Here is a 22,376-nt window from a genome sequence, read left to right on the forward strand (position 1 = left end):
AAACCGTTTTTTGCGTAATTGAACGAGAAAAAACATCCATTGAACAAAAACAGCAAAGTATGTTTTTAAACAAACCCAATTGGCTGTATATTGCTCTTAATAACGCATTTGCATTTGTCTTATTGAGGAGTGAGCTGAATGCATGATATAAAAGCCCGGTAAGCCTTTTTTGGTTTTTCGGGCTTTTGTTTTACTGTTCGTTCACAACTTTGAGTTCGGTCCTGAACGCTACGAACTTGCCTTCAAAAGGTTTGCTCTGTTCACGAAGGGTATCGGCGTCTTCTTCGTAATATTTTTGGAGCATTTCCTTGCTCTCGGTGCGGTATTGAACGGAATACGTGATACCGCCCATGTCCTCTTCAACCTGCACTTGTGTCATCAAGGCTTTTGAAAATTTACCCGTATCGAGCATTGCGGGGATGTGCTTGGTCTTCATCCAGTGAAGCCACTCATCGTGCACGCTCTGGTCTATATTTATGGTTACGTTGTAGATGTACATGTTGTTTAGTTGTCTTTTGGTTGTTTATTTGCAAAATTACCGAATTCTTGAAATTTTTGATCAGTATGATTTCGCATAAACGGCTTAAAATATTTTTTTATGTGAAAAGGGGTAACTTCTTTCATTCATCATTTTACTCAATCGCATCGCCTCGCAAGGCCCTAAACCGTTTTCGGGCTTCTACAAAGTAGATGCTGTCTGCAAAATTATAGATTATTTGTTCGTAAAGGTCCTTGGCTTTGTTGGATTGTCCCAGTTTTTCTTCATAGAGCTTTGCCAGTTTAAAGTAGGCATCATCGGCCAGGATTTCATCAGGGTAGTGTGCTATCAATTTGTTGTAATTGGTTTCCGCTTTTTGCAATTGGGTTGTTTTTTCAAATAATTCGGCTTGTTTCAGTAAGGCTTCATCTTCAATCTTTTCGCCTTTGTGGTTGTTAAGGATATCATCTAGTAGTGCAATGGCTTGTGCGTCTTTGTTCTGAAGGGCCAATAAATCGGCCTTGGCATATTTTTTCAAGGCGGTCTGGGTAGAGTCTTCTAACGAGTTGTCCCGTATCATTAAACTAAGTTCCATCGCATCGTTGGCAATAAGTTGGGAAGCAGATTTGCGCAACACGTCCAACTGGATTTGCGCCCACTCAAAATCGCCTTTGTAATAACTGGTCTTGGCTACTTTAAACCTTGCTTCTTGCGCCAAAACATCGTTTCGTACTTTTTTCTGAATTTGGGAATAATAAATCAATGCTTGGTTAAATTTTTCGTCGAACACCAAAATATCGGCCAGTTCCATCTTTACCCGTGCTTCTTGAAACGAGGTGAGCCGGTCTTTTAAGAGATTCTTTAAATTACCGATGGCTTCATCCTTCTTTTCTGCATTAAAAGCCAAAAAATGGTTGTAATCTATTTGAAGCATATAGGTTTGTGGGCCGTAACCGAATTCGTTTAAAATAGCTTCAAACTGTTGTTCAATTTCAGGATAATCTTCTTTCGTTGCTGTTTTCAACGCGATTTTCATTAAATATTGATGGCCTTGCAGTTTCGCTTCCGGGGTGTAGGAATGTGCTATAATAAAGGTAACGATGTCTTTAGCGTTTTCATAATCTTCTTCGGCAATGGTAACCAATGCAAGGTTGGCAATACCGCTCAACTCTTCGCCGGTGCGCTTGTAAATGGCCTTTTCTTGCGCAAATGCTTTTTTGAATTCTTTTTGCTGAATGAACAACCAACTAAGCAGGCTGTTGTAAAGCACATCTGGATTGTTTTGAAGCCGTTGTAATAAAATTTTCCTAAGCAGGATGTTGGCTTCGGTGGATGGGTCTTCCTTGATGAAATCACTGAAATTGCGTTTAGCGCTCACCTTATAAGAAGGGTTTTTCTCGATAAGGTCGATATAACGTGAAAACATTTTCTCTAACTTTCCCTGCTCACCATAAATACGGGCCAATTGGATGTTAAAATCCTTGCCGGGATCGTTTTCCATGGCTTTTTCATAGGTGGTAATGGCATAGTCCAATAAGCTGTATTTTGAAAAAGCCTTGGCTACGGTATAAGAATAATTGGGGTTCTCTAGAGTGTAATCTATCGCTTTGTCATAATTAAAAGTAGCCAAGCTGTCTTTTTGCTGCAAGGAGTAATTGTAGCCCAATTCTACGTACAGTTGCGGGTAAACCCTGCGCCCATCCAATTTTCCCTGAAGCAATTTTTCTGAAGCGGTAAAATCTTCCAGCTGTTGGTTTACTTCCACCAAGGCGATAAAATAATCCAATCGGTTTGGGTTTTTATCGTACAATTTGTCATAAATAGCCCGCGCTTTTTCGTATTCGCCTTGTTCAAAATAATTTTTGGCCAAGGCCTCGTTTTGGGCATGAACGGAAGTTAAAGCAACAAAAAGAAGCAATATGAAAAGAATAATGCGCATGGGCTAAAGATAATAAAATGATATGGTACTGCCAGCGCAAAAATAACGCCAGTTGCTGCTTACTAGCTATCTTCTTTCAAACCTTTACTAATATCTGTACCTTTGGCTATAAATTATCTATCATGAACATTTCAGTAGAATTGACCCTTACCCCTATACAGGATGATTATGAACCGGCAATCATCAATTTTATAAAAAGCCTGCGAAATTCTGGCCTTACGGTAAAAGAAAACCCATTGAGCACACAGGTTTATGGCGAATATGATGCCGTTATGCAATTGCTCCAAAAAGAAATGAAAACCGCATTGGAAGCTGTAGAAAGAGGGCTGTTGTACATAAAAATAGTAAAAACCGACCGCAGCGGCTATGAGCCCCATTTTTGAGTTTCTGTTTGGGCAATACGAAGGGTATGCCACCTACCAAATCGTACTTGAAATCTTAGCCGTTCTGTTTGGGCTGGCCTCTTCGTTGTTTTCCATGAAAAACAGTATTTGGGTTTATCCCACAGGGATTGTGAGCACGTCTATTTTTGTGTACTTGTTGTGGCAATGGGGCTTGTTGGGCGATATGATCATCAACGGCTACTATTTTATCATGAGCATCTATGGCTGGTATATCTGGACCCGGAAGGTGACCCCAACCCGGTACACACCCATTAGTAAAACCACCAAAAACGAACAGTATATCTCGGCAGGTATTTTCGTAGGTACCTTGCTGTTTATCTATGCCGTGTATGATTTTTTTGAAAAATGGACCAGTTGGACGGCCTATGTCGATACCTTGACCACGGCGCTCTTTTTTGTGGGCATGTGGCTCTTGGCCAAGCGCAAAATTGAAAACTGGCTTTACCTTTTGGTAGGAAACGCCATAAGTGTCCCACTTTATTTTTACAAAGGGTACACCATAAGCAGTATGCTGTATATTGTATTTGTATTTATATCAATCGCAGGTTATTTCGCATGGAAAAAACGCTTGAACAATCCGCAGGAAACGGGGGTCATTGCCTAAAAATAGTGCTCTACGGCCCAGAATCCACCGGAAAAACCACCTTGGCCAAACAACTGGCAGCCCATTACAATACCCTGTGGGTGCCCGAGTATATGCGCAGTTATCTGGAAGAAAAATGGGAAAGCGAGCGTGAGATGATAAGCCGGGACGATCTGTTGCCCATTGCAAAAGGACAGATGGCTTTAGAAAATAAATTGGCAAAGAAAGCAAACAGGCTGCTGTTTTGCGATACCAACTTACTGGAACTGAAAGTCTATTCAGAATATTACTACAACGGATTTTGCCCTTCGGAATTAAAACGAGCTGCCCAAAAAAACCATTACCATCATTATTTTTTAACCTATATCGATGTGCCTTGGGAAGCCGATAGATTACGGGACCGGCCCCACGATAGAATGAAAATGTTTAGTATTTTTGAAGCAGAACTGCGCAATCAACAACTTCCTTATACTGTTTTAAAAGGTTCTGTGGAACAACGGATGAAAGCCGCGACAAAACACATAGAACGATTGCTCAACACCTGATGTATGCTAAACAAAGAAGACGTAAAACAAATTGAAGCCCATGGCCACACCGTGGAAAGCGTGGCAAGGCAAATGGAAACTTTTGCCAAGGGAATCCCTTTTTCAAACGTGATTACCACGGCTTCGGTAGGCAATGGCATAGAGGCCATCCCGTTGAGTAACAGTCATTCCGAAGTGGTCTCTGCCGGTAGGCAAGAGGAAACCCAACAACAGTTGATCCAGCTTTTTGAAACCGAAAAAACCCGTTTGGAACTGGTAAAATTTGTTCCGGCTTCGGGCGCGGCAACACGTATGTTTAAGTTTCTGTTTCAGTTTTTAGCAGAGTACAATCCCGATGAAGATACCCTGAACAAATACATAAAGAAAGGAAAGCACGACGCCTTGAAGGTTTTTATGGCCAACTTAAAGAACTTTGCCTTTGTAAACGAAGTACGGAAAAAAATCCGAGAATTGTACCCCGATTACAAAACCAGCAAAAAAGGGCAACGTGCTGTGTATTTTGTGAAATCCATGTTGCAGCCAGAAGGCTTGGGCTACAAAAACTTGCCTAAAGGGTTGATCCCCTTTCACAAATACAAAAAATACTACACTACCGCTTTTGAAGAACAACTGTACGAAGCCGCTTACTATGCTTCGGCAAAAGACAACGCGTATTTGCATTTTACGTTTTCCGAAGCACACGTATCAAAATTCAAGAAAACATTCGAAGCTGTAAAAAACAGGTTGGAAAAAGCTACAAAAACCAAGTTTCACATTTCGTATTCGTTTCAGAAAAAAGAAACCGATACCCTTGCCGTTACCAAAGATAATAAGCCTTTTAGAGATGTAGAAGGGAGGTTGGTTTTCCGCCCTTCTGGCCACGGGGCCCTGTTGGAAAACCTCAATGAAGTAAACGCCGATATCGTGTTTATAAAAAACATAGACAATGTCATCATCCGCGAACACGTAACGGAAATTGCGCAATACAAAAAATTGCTGGCCGGCAAACTGATTTGGTTGCAACAAAAAAGCTTCGGGTTCTTGGAGAAACTTGCTGCCAATAGGGTTACCGACGACGAATTGAACGAAATCCGTTCGTTTCTATGGAACCACCTTAACTGTAGGGATTTGCCAGAAACCAGAGAACACATGTTCAATAAACTGAACAGGCCATTACGGGTCTGCGGCGTGGTAAAAAATACCGGAGCGCCGGGTGGTGGCCCATTCTGGGTGAAAAATGAAGCAGGCGAAACCACCTTGCAAATTGTGGAAACCGCCCAAATAGATATGGAAGATCCGCACCAAAAAACCATTGTAAACGAAGCCACGCATTTTAATCCGGTAGATTTGGTTTGCGGTATCCGGGATTTCAAGGGCAAGAAATTCGACCTGAAACAGTTCAGTGATCCCGATACGGGTTTTATTTCCCTGAAATCACAAAATGGAAAACCGTTGAAAGCCTTGGAATTGCCAGGACTGTGGAACGGTGCCATGGCCAAGTGGAACTCGGTTTTCGTGGAAGTCCCTTTAATCACCTTCAATCCCGTTAAAACCGTAAACGATCTGTTGCAGCCCAACCACCGCCCAAACAAATAAAATGAATACCGATAAACTAATAAAAGAGCTTACCTTTAAAACCATGCGCAGCAGTGGCCCGGGCGGGCAGCATGTTAATAAAACGTCCAGCAAAGTGGAGGTAAGCTTTAATATTGAGTCCTCACAGGCGTTAAGCGATCAAGAAAAGCAACGGTTGCAACAAAAACTGCAAAATAAATTGACTTCAGACGGAACCCTCAGCCTGCAATGCAGTGAAAGCCGAAGCCAGCACCGCAATAAAGCTATCGTAATCGAACGGCTTATCGCATTGCTGAAACACAGCCTAAAACCGGTAAAAAAACGGAAAAAGACCAAAATCCCTAAAAAAGCCATTGAAAAACGCTTAAACGAAAAAAAGAAGAAGGCACTAAAAAAAGCCAACCGAAAACCACCCAAAATCGACTGATTTCACACAGTGGGCGTGTAGTTTTTACACAACTGTACTTTCCTTTACACACCATTTATCCTCGTTTCAAGATTGGTTAAAACTACTTCTAACTATGATAAGCAAAGGGGTTTTTGGCTGATGTTTCCGAAGCAGGGGACACATGGCATTACTTTTTCATTATACAGGGCAAATAACAATAACAAACATAATTTTAGAAACTATGAAAAAGTCAATTTTAGCAATCGCAATCGCTTTGGGAACATTAACAGCGGTACAAGCACAGGATAAGGCAATCGCGCAAAAAACAACAGATAAAGCCCCTGCAATCTTAACTGCGCAAGCCCCAGCCCAAGAAGATTATAAGGAAATTAAAGCAAGTGAATTGCCAAAACCAGTATTGGAAGCCGTAGCCAAGGAGTTTGAAGGCGCTACTGTATCTAAAGCTTACAAAAACGAGCAAGGCGAATACAAACTGGTGCTCGCTACAGCCGGTATGGCACAAAAAACCGTATATGCCAACGCTCAAGGCGAGTGGATCAAGAAGCAGTAAGCTGCAGTAGTTAGATTCAATACTTCGGAGGGTGTTCAGTTTTGAGCGCCCTCTTTTTTTTATTGTCTTAGGGCTATCCCCAACACCATGTATAATGATTGGATAGAAAAAAGACGGTTTAGGATTTGAACCTTGCGCACCCGTTATCCAGCTGTAAAAATTAACCTCGTTCTTAAATAATACTCTGGATTAACTGTGTCCCGTCTTTTGAGCGATAATGATACTGGATTTTCTTTAAAATTCAAATTTTTTTCGATGAACGGAAACATCCACTGCAAAATTGATGTTCGGTATTTACATTATTTTAAAAGTTTCTTGATGTCGTGACGGTTCACTGGTTGCAGTTTAAAGGATTGTTTTAACCATTTCTTTTTTATGAAAACTTTAAAGATTTGCTCCGTTCATAGCTGTATTTTTGTTTTTACAGAAGAAGGGCATGGTACACAAAATACTTATTGTTGAAGACGATATCGCTTTCGGAAAAATGTTAGCCACTTTTTTAGAACGTAGAAATTTTCTGGTCACTACCAGCAGCACGGGTATTGCTGGGAAAGAAGAATTGAAAAAAGGTGATTTTGATGTGTTGATCACCGATTTAAAACTGCCCGACACCAACGGTATGGCCCTTTTGGAACACGTAAAAGAAACCTTCCCCAACACCCGCGTTATCCTAATGACGGGGTATGCCGAAGTGAACACAGCGGTAGAGGCCATAAAAAAAGGAGCTTTGGATTATATTTCGAAACCCTTCCGACCTGAAGAGCTTTTAATGGTGATAGAACAAGCTTTTGAAAAGCCTGTGCCTTCAAGTGAGGAAAAACAACCTACTCCTTCAAAAAAACCGAAAGAACAAACACGTATTCAAAATAGAGAAGCCAAAACCAATCTTTCCGAAACCAATTTCGTGACCGGAATCAGTGAAGCATCAAAAAAATTCAATCAGTATTTAAAACTGGTGGGCCCTACCGATATGTGCGTGCTCATACAAGGTGAAAGTGGTACGGGAAAAGAGGTGGCAGCGCAGGCCATACACGATTTCAGCAACCGGAGCGACCGGCCATTTATAGCGGTAGATTGCGGTGCCATCCCTAAGGAAATTGCCAGCAGCGAATTTTTTGGGCATGTAAAAGGAAGTTTCACCGGTGCCGTAACCGATAAAAAAGGCCATTTTGAAGCCGCCCACACCGGCACCTTGTTTTTAGACGAAGTGGGAAACCTCTCTTACGAAAACCAAGTGCAATTGCTCCGGGCACTGCAAGAGCGGAAAATAAAACCAGTGGGCAGCAATACCGAAATACACGTTGACGTACGCATTATTTCGGCTACCAATGAAGATTTGACCAAGGCTGTCGAAGAAGGAAGGTTCCGTGAAGACCTGTATCATCGGTTAAACGAATTTTCCGTCCATATTCCTTCGTTGCGCGAACGCAGTGAAGATTTGTTCCTGTTCACCGAGTTTTTCTTGGAACAAGCCAACCGGTCGCTCAACAAAAATGTGATGGGCCTTTCAAAAGAAGTAGAAACCGCCTTTAAACAATATGCATGGCCCGGTAACCTACGGGAGTTGAAAAACATCATAAAACGATCGGTTTTATTGACCCCTGGCGAAAAGATACCCTTGGAGGTGATCCCCAGAGAGGTGGTAAAAGCAAGAGGAACACCCCAAACGCCGGACTTTTCAAAAGAAAGCAACGAAAAACAGTTGATTTTAAACGCCTTGAAGGAAACGAGGAACAACAAATCGAGGGCCGCCAAATTGCTGAACATTACCCGGAAAACACTCTACAACAAACTGAAACAATACGATATTGAACTTTAACGGTTTCCTTTTAAACCATCGATCAATTCTGCCATTTCAAGTTTTAACGCATTAAAAAGGGAAGCAAGTTTGTTTTCTTCTGGTTGCCCGTTCTGGAGGCCGTGAGCTTCAAGTTGTTCCAAAATTGCCGTTACTTTAGTGGCTTGCAATTGTCGGCACATCGTTAACATTCGGTGTGCGGTTTGTGCCACTTGTTCTGTGGTGCCGGTTTCTATAAGCCCTTGCAATTTGGCCATGTCTTTCTCGGTCTGTTTAAAAAAGACCTGCAGCACGTCGTTTAATGCCTCGTTGGTTTCGAGAAAGGACCGCAAGAGGGATAAATCGTATTTGTCGTCCCGTTTTTTTGGGGGTTTTGTTGAAAGTCCTTCAGCAGGAAGTGAAGTGCCGGAGGGGAACAGTTTCTGTAAAATGGTGGCCAACTCTTCTTTGGTAAACGGTTTTTGCAATACCTCTGCGAAACCCTTGCCCAGATACTCTTGCCGCGAGTGTTCCCGGCTTCCGGTCATGGCGATTACCGGTTGGCCGGTATAGTTTTTTACCCTTCCTTTTTTTAGCTGTTTTAAAACCTCAAAGCCATCGGTAGTTGGCATTTGTATATCGGTCAATACAAAATCAAAACCAATTTGTTCTCCTTTTTCAAAAGTGGAATATTTTTCAAAATCACGTATCTCGATGTCCATCTGCTCAAACAGTCCCGAAAGCATGGTGCGCATGGCAGGGTCATCGTCAAATACCACCGCTCTCATGTTTTTAAAGGCTGTTTCCGGTTGAGGCTGAACAGCAGGCTTCTTTGTTTGTTTAGGAATTGACCGTTCCGATTTTTTCAGCAAAAGATGCAACGTGAACGTACTGCCTTTAAGCGGTTTGCTTTTCACCGTCAGGTTACCGCCCAACAGCTTGGCCATTTTGCGCGAAATGGCCAGTCCAAGTCCATAGCCGCCAAATTTCTTTGCCGTATCAGCTTCGGCTTGGGTAAATTCTTTAAAAATAAGTTGTTGTTTTTCTTCTGAAATACCAATGCCGGTGTCTATAACGTCAATAGTGAGGTCAACGGTTTTATGTTCCTGTTTTTGCACCCTGGCTTTAATCTCGATACTGCCGGTTTCGGTAAATTTAAAAGCATTGCTAAGTAGGTTGTTCAAAATTTGTTGCAGCCTAAGCGGATCGCTTTCAAAAACTTTCCCTTGTAATTCAGGTGATAAGGTGACCAAAAGTTCCACTTCTTTTTCTGAATACATGTCCCGGTACGTTTCTGCGGTTTGTCGCAATAGGTTTTCCAACGAAAAAGGGACTGCTTCCATTTTTAGCTTCCCCGCTTCCAGTTTTGAAAAATCCAGCAAATCGTTCACCAATTTCGACACATATTGCGACCCTGAATGGATCTGGTTCACATAATAATGCTGCTTTTCCGAAAGCGAAGTATTTTCCATCAAACCGGTATATCCCACAATGGTGTTCAAAGGCGTTTTAAGATCGTGGCTAACGGTGGCGATTAACTGTTCCCGGCTTTTTAAAAGGTCTTCGGCGTATTGTTTGGCATCTTTAAGTGATTCCTTAAACCGTTCGGCCTTGAAAAAGTCGCTTAGAATAAAATACGTGAACAATAAAATTAAAACGAAACCCACCGCCGCGGCTATTTGCAACATGCTTACCGTTCGTTTTACCGAGGCTTCCCGTTCTGCCTTTTCCAGGTTGTTACGCTTGGTATTTTCAGCTTCAAAATCGGTGATGATACGCCTTAACTGAGATGAAAGCGTGAGGTCGTTGCGTATTAATTCGTTTTCTTTTTCTTGTAATGCACGTTGCGCACGGGAATTTTGGCGTTTCACTTCGGCTACAAGAAAGCGGGATTGCGCCAACATAGAATCGACCACCCGTGCTTGCACTTTGGTCGTGTCTGCCTGGTTGTTTTGGTTTATCAATTCGATGTAGGAGTTCCAGAACGTGCGTTCTTTTTCTGTGAGCCGAGAAGGGTTTTCCACAAAGGTTTCCAAAGTGAGCTTGCCCATGGAGGTGTCCAGTTTTTTGAACTCGGCCAAGATATCGTCCAAAGTAGTGGTGTTGCTGTTGGTTACTTTCAGCAAACGCAACTGCTCGATGTTTTTTTCCTTTTCAGAAAGCAACTCTTTAACGCTGTCCAACTGTTTTTTTTGATACGCGTCGTCGGTGAGCAGTTTTATGCTTTCAATTTTTTTGAAAAGCGAATCGTTCAGGGCATGATACCTTTGGTAGTCTTCTTCCTGCTGGGTAAGCAATGCCAGGCGTGAAAAACTATCGGCTTCATAAACCTGGTTGATAAGCGACCCTGCGGCAAATAGCTTTTTCTCTTCGGTTTTTTCGGTTGGGGCGTTGAGGTATTTTTCAAATTCAGAATAGATAAAATACCCTGCAACCACGGCCAGTGCGCCTAACACCAAGTAGCTTAGGATGATTTTAAAGGTAAACCTGTTTTTGGTTTTTGGCATGGTTCAAAAATACGCACTACTTAAATGACAACATATTAAGGATATGGTAAAAAAGCACAATTGGGTTTTTAAATATCAAAGACTTGTTTACTTTTGCCGGACATCTCAAAGGGGTGCTGAAAAAAGTACGAAATTGGAGGTACGAAGTACGAATTGTGAAATAATGCGATCGTACCTCGTCATTCATAAATCGTACTTCAAAAAGCTGAGATTACACCCATAGAACCTGGAACAGGTAATGCTGTTTAGGAAAAGAACAACAAGCCGTTGTAGCCAGTAAAAGACATTTTTACTGGAAATTTTAAACCATTTATTAACCGAGAATAATGGCCCCTTTTATTCGTAATTAAATTTTTTTACGAATGAAATCGTTATTTATTTCGGCTGCTTTATTTACAACTACTTTAGCAGCCATTGCACAAGAAAAAGAACAGGATTCCACCAAAGTTGAAAGCTTGGAAGAAGTGTTCATTCAAGCGGTGAGAGTCGATGCCGATTCGCCCATTACCCACTCTAACTTAGATGAAGAAGAACTGGAAACCCGAAACTTGGGACAAGATGTTCCCTATTTACTTAATTATTTACCGTCGGTGGTTACCACCAGTGATGCCGGTGCTGGCGTTGGTTATACCTATATTCGTGTGCGAGGTAGCGACGCTTCGCGGGTAAATGTAACGTTGAACGGTATTCCGTACAACGACTCGGAAAGCCAAGGCTCTTTTTGGGTAAACCTGCCCGATTTTGCCTCGTCCATCCAAAACCTGCAATTGCAACGTGGCGTTGGCACATCCAGTAATGGCTCGGGAGGGTTTGGCGCGAGTTTGAATATTTTGACCGATGAGGTTTCAAGGGAAGCCTACGGTGAAATTTCAAACTCATTTGGTTCGTTTAACACGCGAAAGCACAATGTAAAATTCAGTACCGGATTGTTGAAAGACCGCGTAGAAATTGCCGGGCGGTTGTCCAAAATTGAATCGGACGGTTATATCGACCGGGCAACTTCCGATTTAAAATCCTACTTTCTGCAAGCGGCCTATAAAGACCGCAACACCTTGATAAAAGCTATAACTTTTGGCGGACAAGAGGAAACTTACCAAGCCTGGAACGGTATTGATGCCGAAACCTTGGAAACTGACCGGACGTTTAATCCATCTGGTATGTACACCGATGAAGATGGAAATACCCGCTTTTATGACAATGAGATTGATAATTACGCACAAGATCATTATCAAGTACTTTGGAACCAGCGCTACAACAACAATTGGAGCAGTAACGTTGCATTGAATTACACCTACGGAAGAGGCTATTTTGAGCAATATAAAGAAGATGAAGAATTTGAAATTTATGGGTTTAACCCCATTGAAATTGACAACGATACCATTAGCACAACCGATTTAATTCGCCGCCGTTGGTTAGACAACGATTTTTACGCCATCAATGCCAACATTAACTACAAAGATGATGCGCTTAGCGTTTCGGCAGGCACTTTTTACAGTGTTTATAAAGGCGATCATTATGGCGAAGTGATCTGGGCGCGTTATGCCAGTGACTCTGAAATACGCGATCGGTATTATTTTAGCGATGCCACCAAAAACGAGTTCACTGCTTTTGCCAAAGCAACCTACCGTATTGACGACCAATGGCAAGTGTTTGGAGATTTACAAGGGCGTTTTATAACGTATGAAACAGGAGGGATTTCTTCAGATATTATACCACTTAACGTAGATGAAACGTATAGCTTTTTTAATCCTAAAGCCGGGGTATCGTTTCAATTGAACGATGCTAACCAATTTTATGCTTCCTACGGAAGGGCGCACCGCGAACCCACCCGAAACGATTTTGAAGAAGACATCACTACTCCCGAAAAACTGGACGATTTTGAATTGGGCTGGCGATACGCTTCCGAAGCTGTGCAAGTAAATACCAACTTGTTTTATATGGATTACAAAGACCAATTGGTGCTTTCGGGCGAGCTCAACGATGTTGGTGCGCCATTGCGAACCACCAGTGGCGAAAGCTATCGTTTGGGGCTGGAAGTGGATGCTACAATAGCTATTTCAGAAAACATAAGCATTCGTCCCAATGTAGCGTTAAGCTCCAATAAAAACGTGGATTTTGTTGCTTCCCAAGATGGCGAACTCGTCAACCTTGGAAATACGAACATTTCTTTTTCCCCTGAAATCGTAGCCGGGAATATGCTGGAATACCGTCCGGTTAAAAATGTGCAAGTAGCACTGTTGTCTAAATATGTAGGCGAACAGTATATGGGGAATATCGACAGCGAGGTTTCAAAACTGAACAGTTACTTTATCAATAATTTGAATGTGGCGTACCGCTGGCAAAACGTACCGTTTGTAAACGAAATATTGTTTACTGGCTTGGTGAACAACATTTTTAATGTGGAATACGTGTCCAACGGCTATTTTTACACCTTTGAAGGAGTAAACGATCAAGGGAATGTGACCACTTTTGAAGGAGCCGGCTATTATCCACAGGCGAAAATCAATTTTTTGGTGGGGGCGACGGTTACCTTTTAACTATATATCGCAAAGAAAAGGACTGTCTAAAAAATAAAAAAATTGGTTTGTCCGGTCGAGGCTGTCTGCACGGTAGGATCGCACTGATATCTAAAATTATTTTTTAGACAGTCCTATTTTTTAAAATTCAGTTAATTGGTTACCCTCACATTATTGCCTACCCTTTCGGCCCGGTACCGTTGCATGGGGTAGCGGCTGGGGTCGGTTATGTTTTGGCCTGTGGTAATCAGGTATTTGTTGTCATCGGTCTCGCACGGGCAGGTGGCTTCTATACCGTTTATTTCCATACGGGAGCAGTCATTGGGTATGTGGTTGGGGTCGCTTATCTCAAAAGCATGGTAAATGCTATTGTTTTCATTATAGATCACAATGCCTTTAATGCCCTGTTGGGTAATTACTATGGAGTTGCCGGCATATTTAAGGGGGTCGTATTGTGGCAAATTCAAGTTGAGGTTTAAATTGACCAAGGGGGAGGTTAAATACGGATTGTCGTCCAATTTTTCATCATCGCTCTTGCAGGCAAATAGTATAAATAAGGACAAAACAAAAACAATTCTTTTCATAGGTGCATATTTCAACTGCGAAATTACAATAATTTACGCAACAAGTTATTTTTTAGTATATTTGTTATTAAAGATCCCGTCGAGCGCGCATGGGATTTTTTATGTTTATAAACCAAGTTCAACATATTGGTTTTTCAAAATTAATACAAGAACCACGTGTACAGTACACAAACGATGAAGTTATGAGTAAAGTATCTTATTACACTGCCGAAGGACTGAAAAAATTACGGGAAGAGCTCAACCAATTAAAAGACGTGGAGCGTCCTAAAGCCTCTCAGGCCATTGCCGAAGCACGGGACAAAGGCGATTTGAGCGAAAATGCCGAATACGATGCGGCAAAAGAAGCACAAGGGATGCTGGAGATGCGTATATCAAAATTAGAAGAAGTACTTGCCAATGCCCGGGTGATCGATGAGTCGCAATTGGATACCTCAAAGGTTTTGGTGCATTCCAACGTGAAGATAAAAAACAAGGGCAACAAAGCCGAAATGCAATATAAACTGGTGGCACAGAGCGAAGCAGACCTGAAAAACGGAAAAATCTCAGTAGATTCGCCCATAGGAAAAGGGCTGCTGGGCAAAAAAGTAGGCGATGTGGCCGAAATACAAGTGCCTAACGGCACCGTGCAATTCGAAATTCTTGAAATCACAAGGGATTAAACCATGGCAACCATATTCACAAAAATAATTAAAGGCGAAATACCCAGCCACAAAGTGGCCGAAGACGACAGTTTTATCGCCTTCCTCGATGTAAACCCCAACGCAAAAGGGCATACGCTCTGTGTGCCCAAAGAAGAAGTGGACAAAATTTTTGACATGGGCGAACACAAATACTTGGAATTGATGCAATTTTCACGTCGCGTGGCCAAAGCCCTAGCAAAAACAGTGCCTTGCAACAGGGTAGGGATGGCCGCCGTTGGCCTTGAAGTGCCGCATGTGCACGTGCATTTAATCCCGCTTAACGGTATGGGGGATATGGACTTTTCAAAAAAAGTGGAGATGTCGCAAGACGAACTTTCCCAGTTGGCGGCGGCCATTCGTAAAAATTTGGATTAAGGTGCAGTTTGTTCAAGAGTAACTAACTCAAAAAAACATTATTCAGCTCTTTTTTGTATTTCAGAAAGATACACTGGGTTGGCTTTTACGCACCGGTTCATTCTACGTAGCGGATTGAATTGGAACCAGACCTTCTCACCATTGGTTTTATAGCTTTCTTCTAAATTAATAGGGTCGTAATAGGTGTCTTCTTTTTCCAGTTTGATGGTATAAGGGCAATCGCCTTCCTTGTCGGAATACACAACGATGCCTTTTTTAAAGCCGGCGGCCATCATTTTTTGTTCATTCTGCTGTTCTACTGAAGGCTTGTCGTCGTTATTTGAGATGGTTTCTTTTGTGGTATTGCAGGCTATTGCAAATAGGAATAAAAATCCGAAGCTGAATTTTAGTGGTGTCATAAAATCGTTGTTTTGTTTGGAAAGGTTAAAGTACGAATAATGTACCGAAAAACAGTGCCACTACCAAAAAACAATAACAGATACTTATTGAAAAAAAATAGATAAAGAGAAATTTTGAAACTTTGTCTATACAAAATCAGTTAACGTGCATTTGTAACTAATAACATGTTTTGTTCAATTAAATGAATATAAGCCATGTCCTGATGTAATTTTAACGCTAAATTTCTTTGTAATTAAACGCAACCTTGTATTTTTATAAAATTAAGAAACTATTAACTAAAAAGTAATACAATGAAATTAAAACTATCCCTGCTTGGGTTGTTTTTACTGGCGTTATGTTCAGTACAAGCCCAAGACAAAAATGGAGCGAAACCAGCCTTTATTGGAAAAGCAATTTCAATGCAAAAAGTTCCATCTATTGCTTCTCAAACCAATCTTCCTGCTGCTAGAGTAAAAGAAAGAGAGATGTATGATGCAAGAGCTTCCAAAAACAACGTGATTCCTGGCAAAGACCCACAAACGGAGGACGATTATTTTGTGCGCAACCCACATCGATTGACAGGAAAAATTGCAGGAAAACAGCCCTCTTTGGTGTTTGATGCAGCACAGTCCAACTCACAACCTACCGACCCTGCACTGGCGGTTGGTCCCGATCATGTGTTTGTTGTGTTCAACACCGGTTTTATAATTTATGATAAAGCAGGTAATGCATTGACTCCACAAACGGCACCAAACCCAACCATCTTCCCAAATGGCGGTTGTTGCGACCTTACCGTTTCTTACGACAATGCGGCGGACCGCTGGGTAATCACCTTTTTAGGTGCCGGTGCACAGGTAGCAGTATCCGATGGTCCCGACCCGATCAATGATGGATGGTATGTGTATAACATACCGACTATTACTGATTATCAAAAACTTTCAATTTGGAGTGATGGCTATTATATTACAGACAATACAAACGGACCGGGTGGAGACCCGAATTTGGCTGTTAATGTATTAGAGCGTGATGCTATGTTAGCGGGCGATCCCAATGCCCAGATAATTGGGTTTCCATTGCCAGGTATTGCTACAAACGGTTTTTACAGTCCACAGGCCATTAACGTTACCGACGGCAACATGCCAGCGGCTGGAAGTGCTCCCATTGTCTATCTACAAGACGACGCTTGGGGCGGTGTTTCAGAGGATCATTTAAAAGTATGGACGGTCGATGTAGATTGGGATACCCCAGGTAATTCAACCATTTCACAGCCTAATGAACTTACAACAACCCCATTTATAGGTGTATTTGATGGTGGTAGTTTTTCTAACTTGAGCCAACCTGGAGGCGGATCTATAGATGCATTACAGGCAACGATTATGAACCAAGCTCAGTTTAGAAAATTTTCAGGGCATAATTCGGCCGTTTTCAACTTTGTGGTTGATACTGATGCTTCTGGAGGCAAATTGGCTGGGATTCGTTGGTACGAACTGCGCCAACCGGGTGATGGACAACCTTGGACCATATACCAAGAAGGAACTTATACTTCTACAAACGGCAAACACGCCTGGCATGGAAGTATGATGATGGACCTGCAAGGAAATATAGGGATGGGCTATACCGCAATGGCAGGGCCCGATACGCCAAATCCTTCCGATTTTAGGGTAAGTTCCTACTACACAGGCCGCTTTGCTTCAGACCCCTTAAACACCATGACCGTTAGTGAAGAGCTTATTGCTGCCGGTAATGGCAACATTCCTTCAAACCGGTACGGGGATTACAGTAAGATAGATTTGGATCCTAACAATGATAAAGAGTTCTGGTTCATTAACGAATATATCAATTCCGGAAGGAAAGATGTGGTTGGGGTGTTTCAAATTGCACCAAACTTTAACGATGATGTAGGCGTAGTAAGTATTGACGAACCCGTTACCGGAACTTTATCGGGAAGTGAAGATGTAACTGTGACCATTTTCAATTTTGGTCAAAATGCAGCTTCAAATTTCGATGTAACCTACCAAGTAGATGGCGGGGCATTGGTAACCGAGACCTTTGCAGGCCCATTGGCTTCTGCAACATCGGCACAATATACCTTTACTGCCACAGCAGATTTATCCACCGTAGGACAAACCTATTCCATTACAGCAGCCACCGATTACAGCGCTGATGAAGATAATAGCAACGATTCAACGACAAAAGAAGTGACGTATTTAGAACCCAATGATATTGGTGTTACGGCCATCACGTCACCAAATTCTGGTGAAAATTTAACAGCTTCTGAAACTGTTGCCGTTACTATCAATAATTTTGGTGGAGAACCACAGTCCAATTTTGATGTTTCTTATGAGGTTAATGGCAATATCGTTACAGAAACCGTTGCAGGGCCGTTGGCAGGTAATTCGCAAACAAGTTATACTTTTAATCAAGATGCCGATCTCTCGGCGTTTGGAACGTATAACTTTACAGCCTACACGTCTTTGTCCAACGATAGCGATACCAGCAATGATGCCACTTCAAAAGTTGTGGTTAACTCAAATTGCCAACCGGAATCCAATTGTTCACTGGGCGACGGTATCCGGTTGTTTCAAGTGGCGAATGTCAACAATTCGTCAGGCTGTGATCCTGATGGGTATGGCGATTACACCAGCATTACCGCCGATCTTGAAATAGATACTACTTACGATCTTACCATTACCACAGGATATGGTAATCAGTTTGTTCGCGTATGGATAGACTTTAATGATGATTTTGTCTTTACGTTAGATGAATTGGTAGTTGATAATTATGAAATTGCCGATGGACAAACTGGTGGAACCCACACTGAGACAATGGATCTCGTAATCCCAGCTGGTGTAACGTTAGGACAGCACTTAATGCGGGCCAAAACAAATTGGAATTCACCTGTACCAGACGATGCTTGTGAAGAAACGTCTTATGGTGAAACAGAAGATTATATGGCCAATATTTTCGATCCATTAAGTACTAACGATCCGTTTAACGATGCTCAGTTTACCATTGTAAACCAAGGAAACAACAACTTTGATGTTACCTTGAAAACACAATCGGTTACTGGGAAACTGGAGCTAACCGTTTACAATGTGCTTGGGCAACGTATCGTGTACCGCGTGCTTGAAAACGAAGGCAACGGATACCACCACAACCTAAATATGAACTACGTGAAAAGCGGCGTTTATTTAGTGAAAATTGGCAACAATGAAGTAGGAAAAGTACAGCGTATTATTGTTGAATAGTATTTCTATTGAAATTTGAAATTAAAAGGCGGAACTTATTGTTCCGTCTTTTTTTATATGCTGTTTTTTTATCTCATGTCTCATGTCTGTCAGTAGAACGGTCTCAAGTTTCAATTTAAAAATAAGCCCGCAACTGTACACTGCCCGTATGTACGGTTTTGGAAGTCTCGCTTTTTCTCCCGAAATACGATAAATTCGCGTCCAAATATTTGGTTATCCGTTTCTGAAACAATAGCTGCCACGTAAAGTTGGTTCCCGGTTGCAAGCCTTCCAGCATTTGGTAGGCCACAGGCGAAAAAGCACTGCCCGAAAAATCGTTGGTAATGTAATTGAACTCTCCATTAACCGAAATTTTTTCAGCATTGCTGTAGGCAAACGAAACCCCTAATTTTTGTTGGTTCAAGACTTCCATGTCGCCAAGGGTGTTGTCTTTGTTGGCAAACTGGTAAAACACATCAAAACGGGTTTGTGGGTTCAGCAAATAGGATACTTTGGGTTCAAACTCGTAGGTGTCGAGTTTAAAATTGCGCCTCGGAAAATTTTCCGAAGTACTTTCATTGTTCCCCAAAGCTGCTTCTAAGTTAAACAGCCAACCTTCCCAAACCTTGTGGTTAAACTTTAATTGATGGCTCTGTAAGGTGTTTTTTTGAAGCCCCACCGAAAGCAGGTTGTCACTCGAAGAAGCAATATAGGTATAGCTCGTGGTGTAGCGCTGTTTGCCACGGTTAAAAAACAGGGCGTTCCTAAAGTTGAGGTTAAGCCCCAATTGGTCGTCGCCACCATCTTCGAAAGGATTGATGTTAAATCCGTCGTTGTTGCGTTTTACCTTCCGGTCAATCAGGTATGATATTTGGTTGTAAAATTTGGAAAGCACTTTAAAAATCCCTTCTTTGTTGGACCATTGCTGTGGATTGAGCGTCACGATCTGGCTAAATTTGTTCTGCCTTATTTTTACAAAAAGCTGATTGGGCAGCAATACGCGTACATATTCCGCTTGGTCTTGAAACTGTGCCACTTCAAATTCTTCCAGTTCTTGAACGCCGTTGTTGTTATAATCGATCCACGTATAAACGCCCTGCCCAGGATCTACTTTTACGTACGTGAACTCCTGCCGCGGCACCACCCCGTTGTTCGATTCTAAAGTGGTATTGAGCCGTATTCCGTTGTTAAATAGCCCTTGGCTGTAGATAATGCGGGAGTTCAACGATTTTTCCAGCTGTTCCTCCCTTTGCTCAATGGGGCTTGTTGTTTCACTAAGGCCTGTGCTGTCTTCACTTGGCAAGGCTTCCTGTTTCAACACCCGGTAATTGGCAAATACCGAAAGTTGTGCGTTGTCACTATTAATGAGTTTCGATTTCATAAAATAAGTGTTCGAGCTGTTCACCTTCTGAAGCGTGGCGTTATGAATACTATCGTTGATCTGGTGGCGGTATCCTGCTTCCACAAATACATTGGTGCTGTCGCCAATGCCAGCATAGGCCTCGTACGACTGAAACTTTTGGCTAACAGGCGTTAACTTGTCATTATTAACTGTACGCACTTGGTTGTCTTCATACGCTATTTTACCGCCCACCCAACCTTTGTTGAACGAATAGCTCGTAGTGTTCGCCAAACGTGTAAACTTGCTCTCCAAAGAATCGCTTTTACTGTTCAGAAGACTTCCGTTGGTTCGTATCCGTAGCTTTTTGAGTTGTATTGCTGAAGAAACCACATGCCGAACCCCGCTGAAATTTTCAGAAAAATCTAAATTCTGAAACTCGTAGCTCCCATTGCCAATTCCAGGATGTGAAAACGAGGCTCCGGCCGTTATAAAGCGCTGGTCGCCCATAGGATCGATCAAGTTCCAGTCGCGGTTGAACTCTATATTGTACAGCCGTTCAATCGTCCTGAAATCGCTGTTGATAAAATCTAATGTTCCATATCCATTTACCTGTAAGGTGTCCTGTGTGTTCAATAGTTGTTGTTTGGCCGTTAAGCGTCCGGCAAATCCATCGTTGTTGCCGTCGTCCAGATTGGAAAAGAGGTTGAGGTCGTTTCGGCTTCCGGCGACTTCAAAACCGATATTTGTTTTTTCCGAAAGACGGTATTGACCGTTTAAACCGCCAATTTGCAATTTGGTTGGAGCGTTTAATTGGATAATGGGTTCGTAATTCCCTTGCGGAACGCCGTTAATAGGAGCGACATACTCAAAAATACGACTGATGGCACTTTGGTCGCTCACCACGTAATTTCCCTGATTATTGCCCACTAACGTAAACCGAACGCTGAACAGTTCATCTTCAGGATCATTGGAAAACACAAACACTTCCTGGCCGTCGATTAGTTCTTTTTTATATAAAATCTTGTTTTCTGAATACGAATCGGGAACGGCCGAAGGGGCGATCATTTTGTCCATATCGTCTCCAGCGGCCTTTAAAATGGCTACCTGTTCTTCTGAAAGGTTTTGTTGCAGGGGTTGGTTTTTGGCATCGTTTTCTGAATAGATATACGTGCCAATATCGAGTTTTTCACTGCTATAATTTCCGCCGCCATACCCAATAAACCGGGTGTAATTGCGGTCGGTGTATTGATATTCCACGGTAATGCGCATGTTGGCAGTAATGGGATAGGTAGGGTTGAAAGTGATCTCGCCTGCGTTATAATCGATCACGTAATCATTGCTCTCGCCCCGTTGTAGCAACAGCCCGTTTACATACACCCGTTCGCTGCCCGAAACGATTAAAATGAAGAGTTCGCCATTAGGCCCAACCAGTTTATAAGGGCCTTGGTTGCCTTCTTGGCCCGTAAATTCACTGCGCTGAAATACGCCTTTTACAATGGCCCCACTGGCAAAAGCCGAGGTTTTGGCGCCGTTTTCGTGCTCTAAAGTGCCGCCAAGGGCGATCCCCTGTACTTTTTTAGTAAACTGCCCAAAATAGCTGTTGTTGTTTTCAAGATCGACATCGCCGGCCCTTATTTTCCAATTATCGCTATAAAGTTCTATGAAAATCTGGTCAAATTCGTCCAGGCTCTGGGAGTAACCACCTTCCTGCGTAGGAATGTTGGCATCTTGTATCGAGGCTCTTATGGAAACCTTATCGCTCAGTTTGCCGGTAATTTGGAGATCGAGCTGGGAATTTAAAACGGCGTTTTGGTTGTTGCCAATGGTAACGCCTCGCGAAATGCTCCCGACGGTGTTCAGGCCGTCGAAAGGCGTAAAGGTATTGTCTGTGGTGCTTTCGTCCAAAGAATACAGTTTTTCGATGGCCCCGGTTTTTTCGACGATCAAGTTTTTGTCAAACGTGTAATACTCACGGGTTAAAAAAAGGGGATAACGCAGATATTCAATGGTAATGGAGTCTTGAACCTTATTGGTTTTTCCTTCCTTATCGGTAGGAAAGTCGGAAAAAACAACTGTTCCATTTTCATAATCCACGGAATACGATAGCGAATCGATAGCGGCTCCGGTTTTATCCAGCACCCGAAAGTGAGAGGGATTTATGCTCAGGCTGTCTACCACCACTGTATCGGCAATCACGGTTTTTTTGGTACGGTAATTGGAAAGTGTATCCTGCGCAAAGCTTGTTGCGGCCATTAACAAAGCCAAAACAAGGATGTACAGTTTCGCGATTTTTGGCAGGGTTCCCATTATTTATACAACTTACCACAATGGTTTTTATTTTGTGTGATTTTTTATGAAAAACTTTCAAAACAATCAAGGTGTTCTTTTGTCGAACTTGTAGTGGATCAAGAACATTTTCTGGGTTTTTGAGTTTTTAAGCAAATAATTTTTCAAGTCTGTACAGGAAGAATTCAGTTCTTCTTACGCCTCTTAATTGTGCTCTAAATGCTTTAATTTTTGCATTAAAA

At 42.2% G+C, this 22,376-nt stretch carries 17 protein-coding genes; 11 read left to right on the forward strand and 6 right to left on the reverse strand.

The features are described from left to right. Positions 1–190: 190 nt before the first annotated feature. Positions 191–499 carry a DUF4286 family protein gene (locus DDV96_RS08065; RefSeq protein ID WP_116694242.1) on the reverse strand — a complete coding sequence of 103 codons (309 nt, stop codon included), beginning with the start codon at positions 497–499 and terminating at the stop codon, positions 191–193. 133 nt (positions 500–632) lie between these two features. Further along, positions 633–2,417, reverse strand: coding sequence for a tetratricopeptide repeat protein (locus DDV96_RS08070; RefSeq protein WP_116694243.1), 1,785 nt, complete (start codon positions 2,415–2,417; stop codon positions 633–635). Between the two features lie 122 nt (positions 2,418–2,539). On the opposite strand from DDV96_RS08070, the gene DDV96_RS08075 reads away from it, so the two are divergent. The 7 genes from DDV96_RS08075 (at position 2,540) to DDV96_RS08105 (ending at position 8,281) form a co-directional block, all read left to right on the forward strand. Then, entirely contained in the window at positions 2,540–2,800 is a 261-nt protein-coding gene (locus DDV96_RS08075; protein ID WP_116694244.1) for a thiamine-binding protein, read from the forward strand. After that, positions 2,784–3,425: a nicotinamide riboside transporter PnuC gene (pnuC, locus tag DDV96_RS08080; protein ID WP_116694245.1), complete on the forward strand. Its 642-nt coding sequence runs from the start codon at positions 2,784–2,786 to the stop codon at positions 3,423–3,425. The genes DDV96_RS08075 and pnuC overlap by 17 nt, the downstream gene beginning before the upstream one ends. Beyond that, positions 3,377–3,949: an AAA family ATPase gene (locus DDV96_RS08085; protein WP_116694246.1), complete on the forward strand. Its 573-nt coding sequence runs from the start codon at positions 3,377–3,379 to the stop codon at positions 3,947–3,949. The genes pnuC and DDV96_RS08085 overlap by 49 nt, the downstream gene beginning before the upstream one ends. A gap of 3 nt (positions 3,950–3,952) precedes the next feature. Beyond that, positions 3,953–5,524 (forward strand): DUF4301 family protein, encoded by a 1,572-nt coding sequence (locus tag DDV96_RS08090; RefSeq protein ID WP_116694247.1) that lies wholly within the window; start codon positions 3,953–3,955, stop codon positions 5,522–5,524. Position 5,525: 1 nt separating this feature from the next. Continuing rightward, positions 5,526–5,930, forward strand: coding sequence for an alternative ribosome rescue aminoacyl-tRNA hydrolase ArfB (gene arfB / locus DDV96_RS08095; protein WP_116694248.1), 405 nt, complete (start codon positions 5,526–5,528; stop codon positions 5,928–5,930). Between the two features lie 202 nt (positions 5,931–6,132). Then, positions 6,133–6,462, forward strand: coding sequence for a hypothetical protein (locus DDV96_RS08100; protein ID WP_116694249.1), 330 nt, complete (start codon positions 6,133–6,135; stop codon positions 6,460–6,462). Between the two features lie 436 nt (positions 6,463–6,898). Then, positions 6,899–8,281, forward strand: a complete 1,383-nt coding sequence (locus tag DDV96_RS08105; RefSeq protein WP_116694279.1) for a sigma-54-dependent transcriptional regulator — start codon at positions 6,899–6,901, stop codon at positions 8,279–8,281. Here the strand turns inward: DDV96_RS08105 and DDV96_RS08110 are convergent. Next, positions 8,278–10,746, reverse strand: coding sequence for an ATP-binding protein (locus DDV96_RS08110; RefSeq protein ID WP_116694250.1), 2,469 nt, complete (start codon positions 10,744–10,746; stop codon positions 8,278–8,280). The two genes, DDV96_RS08105 and DDV96_RS08110, sit on opposite strands and share 4 nt — an antisense overlap. A 362-nt stretch (positions 10,747–11,108) precedes the next feature. Here DDV96_RS08110 and DDV96_RS08115 point away from each other — a divergent pair, with 362 nt between their 5' ends. Further along, positions 11,109–13,283, forward strand: coding sequence for a TonB-dependent receptor (locus DDV96_RS08115; protein ID WP_116694251.1), 2,175 nt, complete (start codon positions 11,109–11,111; stop codon positions 13,281–13,283). 131 nt (positions 13,284–13,414) lie between these two features. On the opposite strand, the gene DDV96_RS08120 is transcribed toward DDV96_RS08115, so the two are convergent. Next, a complete protein-coding gene (locus DDV96_RS08120; protein WP_116694252.1) occupies positions 13,415–13,846 on the reverse strand; it encodes a Rieske (2Fe-2S) protein in 432 nt (143 codons plus the stop codon). Between the two features lie 182 nt (positions 13,847–14,028). On the opposite strand from DDV96_RS08120, the gene greA reads away from it, so the two are divergent. Together greA and DDV96_RS08130 are read left to right on the forward strand one after the other, a co-directional pair. Continuing rightward, entirely contained in the window at positions 14,029–14,505 is a 477-nt protein-coding gene (gene greA, locus DDV96_RS08125; RefSeq protein ID WP_116694280.1) for a transcription elongation factor GreA, read from the forward strand. A gap of 3 nt (positions 14,506–14,508) precedes the next feature. Further along, positions 14,509–14,901: an HIT family protein gene (locus DDV96_RS08130; RefSeq protein ID WP_116694253.1), complete on the forward strand. Its 393-nt coding sequence runs from the start codon at positions 14,509–14,511 to the stop codon at positions 14,899–14,901. Between the two features lie 38 nt (positions 14,902–14,939). On the opposite strand, the gene DDV96_RS08135 is transcribed toward DDV96_RS08130, so the two are convergent. Further along, positions 14,940–15,299 (reverse strand): hypothetical protein, encoded by a 360-nt coding sequence (locus DDV96_RS08135; RefSeq protein WP_116694254.1) that lies wholly within the window; start codon positions 15,297–15,299, stop codon positions 14,940–14,942. A gap of 291 nt (positions 15,300–15,590) precedes the next feature. Here DDV96_RS08135 and DDV96_RS08140 point away from each other — a divergent pair, with 291 nt between their 5' ends. Beyond that, positions 15,591–18,527, forward strand: a complete 2,937-nt coding sequence (locus DDV96_RS08140; RefSeq protein WP_116694255.1) for a GEVED domain-containing protein — start codon at positions 15,591–15,593, stop codon at positions 18,525–18,527. 115 nt (positions 18,528–18,642) lie between these two features. On the opposite strand, the gene DDV96_RS08145 is transcribed toward DDV96_RS08140, so the two are convergent. Further along, complete coding sequence (locus DDV96_RS08145) at positions 18,643–22,155, reverse strand: hypothetical protein (protein WP_240607690.1); 3,513 nt, start codon at positions 22,153–22,155, stop codon at positions 18,643–18,645. Positions 22,156–22,376: the final 221 nt, after the last annotated feature.

This window comes from Marixanthomonas spongiae (assembly GCF_003095375.1).
GTDB lineage: Bacteria > Bacteroidota > Bacteroidia > Flavobacteriales > Flavobacteriaceae > Marixanthomonas > Marixanthomonas spongiae.

Excerpts from the sequence above, each read along its gene's own strand:
- arfB (WP_116694248.1), top strand. The coding sequence starts at position 5,526 with ATGAATACCGATAAACTAATAAAAGAGCTTACCTTTAAAACCATGCGC.
- DDV96_RS08140 (WP_116694255.1), top strand. The coding sequence starts at position 15,591 with ATGAAATTAAAACTATCCCTGCTTGGGTTGTTTTTACTGGCGTTATGT.
- DDV96_RS08070 (WP_116694243.1), bottom strand. The coding sequence starts at position 2,417 with ATGCGCATTATTCTTTTCATATTGCTTCTTTTTGTTGCTTTAACTTCC.
- pnuC (WP_116694245.1), top strand. The coding sequence starts at position 2,784 with ATGAGCCCCATTTTTGAGTTTCTGTTTGGGCAATACGAAGGGTATGCC.
- DDV96_RS08115 (WP_116694251.1), top strand. The coding sequence starts at position 11,109 with ATGAAATCGTTATTTATTTCGGCTGCTTTATTTACAACTACTTTAGCA.
- DDV96_RS08130 (WP_116694253.1), top strand. The coding sequence starts at position 14,509 with ATGGCAACCATATTCACAAAAATAATTAAAGGCGAAATACCCAGCCAC.
- DDV96_RS08085 (WP_116694246.1), top strand. The coding sequence starts at position 3,377 with ATGGAAAAAACGCTTGAACAATCCGCAGGAAACGGGGGTCATTGCCTA.
- DDV96_RS08110 (WP_116694250.1), bottom strand. The coding sequence starts at position 10,746 with ATGCCAAAAACCAAAAACAGGTTTACCTTTAAAATCATCCTAAGCTAC.
- DDV96_RS08120 (WP_116694252.1), bottom strand. The coding sequence starts at position 13,846 with ATGAAAAGAATTGTTTTTGTTTTGTCCTTATTTATACTATTTGCCTGC.
- DDV96_RS08090 (WP_116694247.1), top strand. The coding sequence starts at position 3,953 with ATGCTAAACAAAGAAGACGTAAAACAAATTGAAGCCCATGGCCACACC.
- greA (WP_116694280.1), top strand. The coding sequence starts at position 14,029 with ATGAGTAAAGTATCTTATTACACTGCCGAAGGACTGAAAAAATTACGG.
- DDV96_RS08065 (WP_116694242.1), bottom strand. The coding sequence starts at position 499 with ATGTACATCTACAACGTAACCATAAATATAGACCAGAGCGTGCACGAT.
- DDV96_RS08135 (WP_116694254.1), bottom strand. The coding sequence starts at position 15,299 with ATGACACCACTAAAATTCAGCTTCGGATTTTTATTCCTATTTGCAATA.
- DDV96_RS08075 (WP_116694244.1), top strand. The coding sequence starts at position 2,540 with ATGAACATTTCAGTAGAATTGACCCTTACCCCTATACAGGATGATTAT.
- DDV96_RS08100 (WP_116694249.1), top strand. The coding sequence starts at position 6,133 with ATGAAAAAGTCAATTTTAGCAATCGCAATCGCTTTGGGAACATTAACA.
- DDV96_RS08105 (WP_116694279.1), top strand. The coding sequence starts at position 6,899 with ATGGTACACAAAATACTTATTGTTGAAGACGATATCGCTTTCGGAAAA.
- DDV96_RS08145 (WP_240607690.1), bottom strand. The coding sequence starts at position 22,155 with ATGGGAACCCTGCCAAAAATCGCGAAACTGTACATCCTTGTTTTGGCT.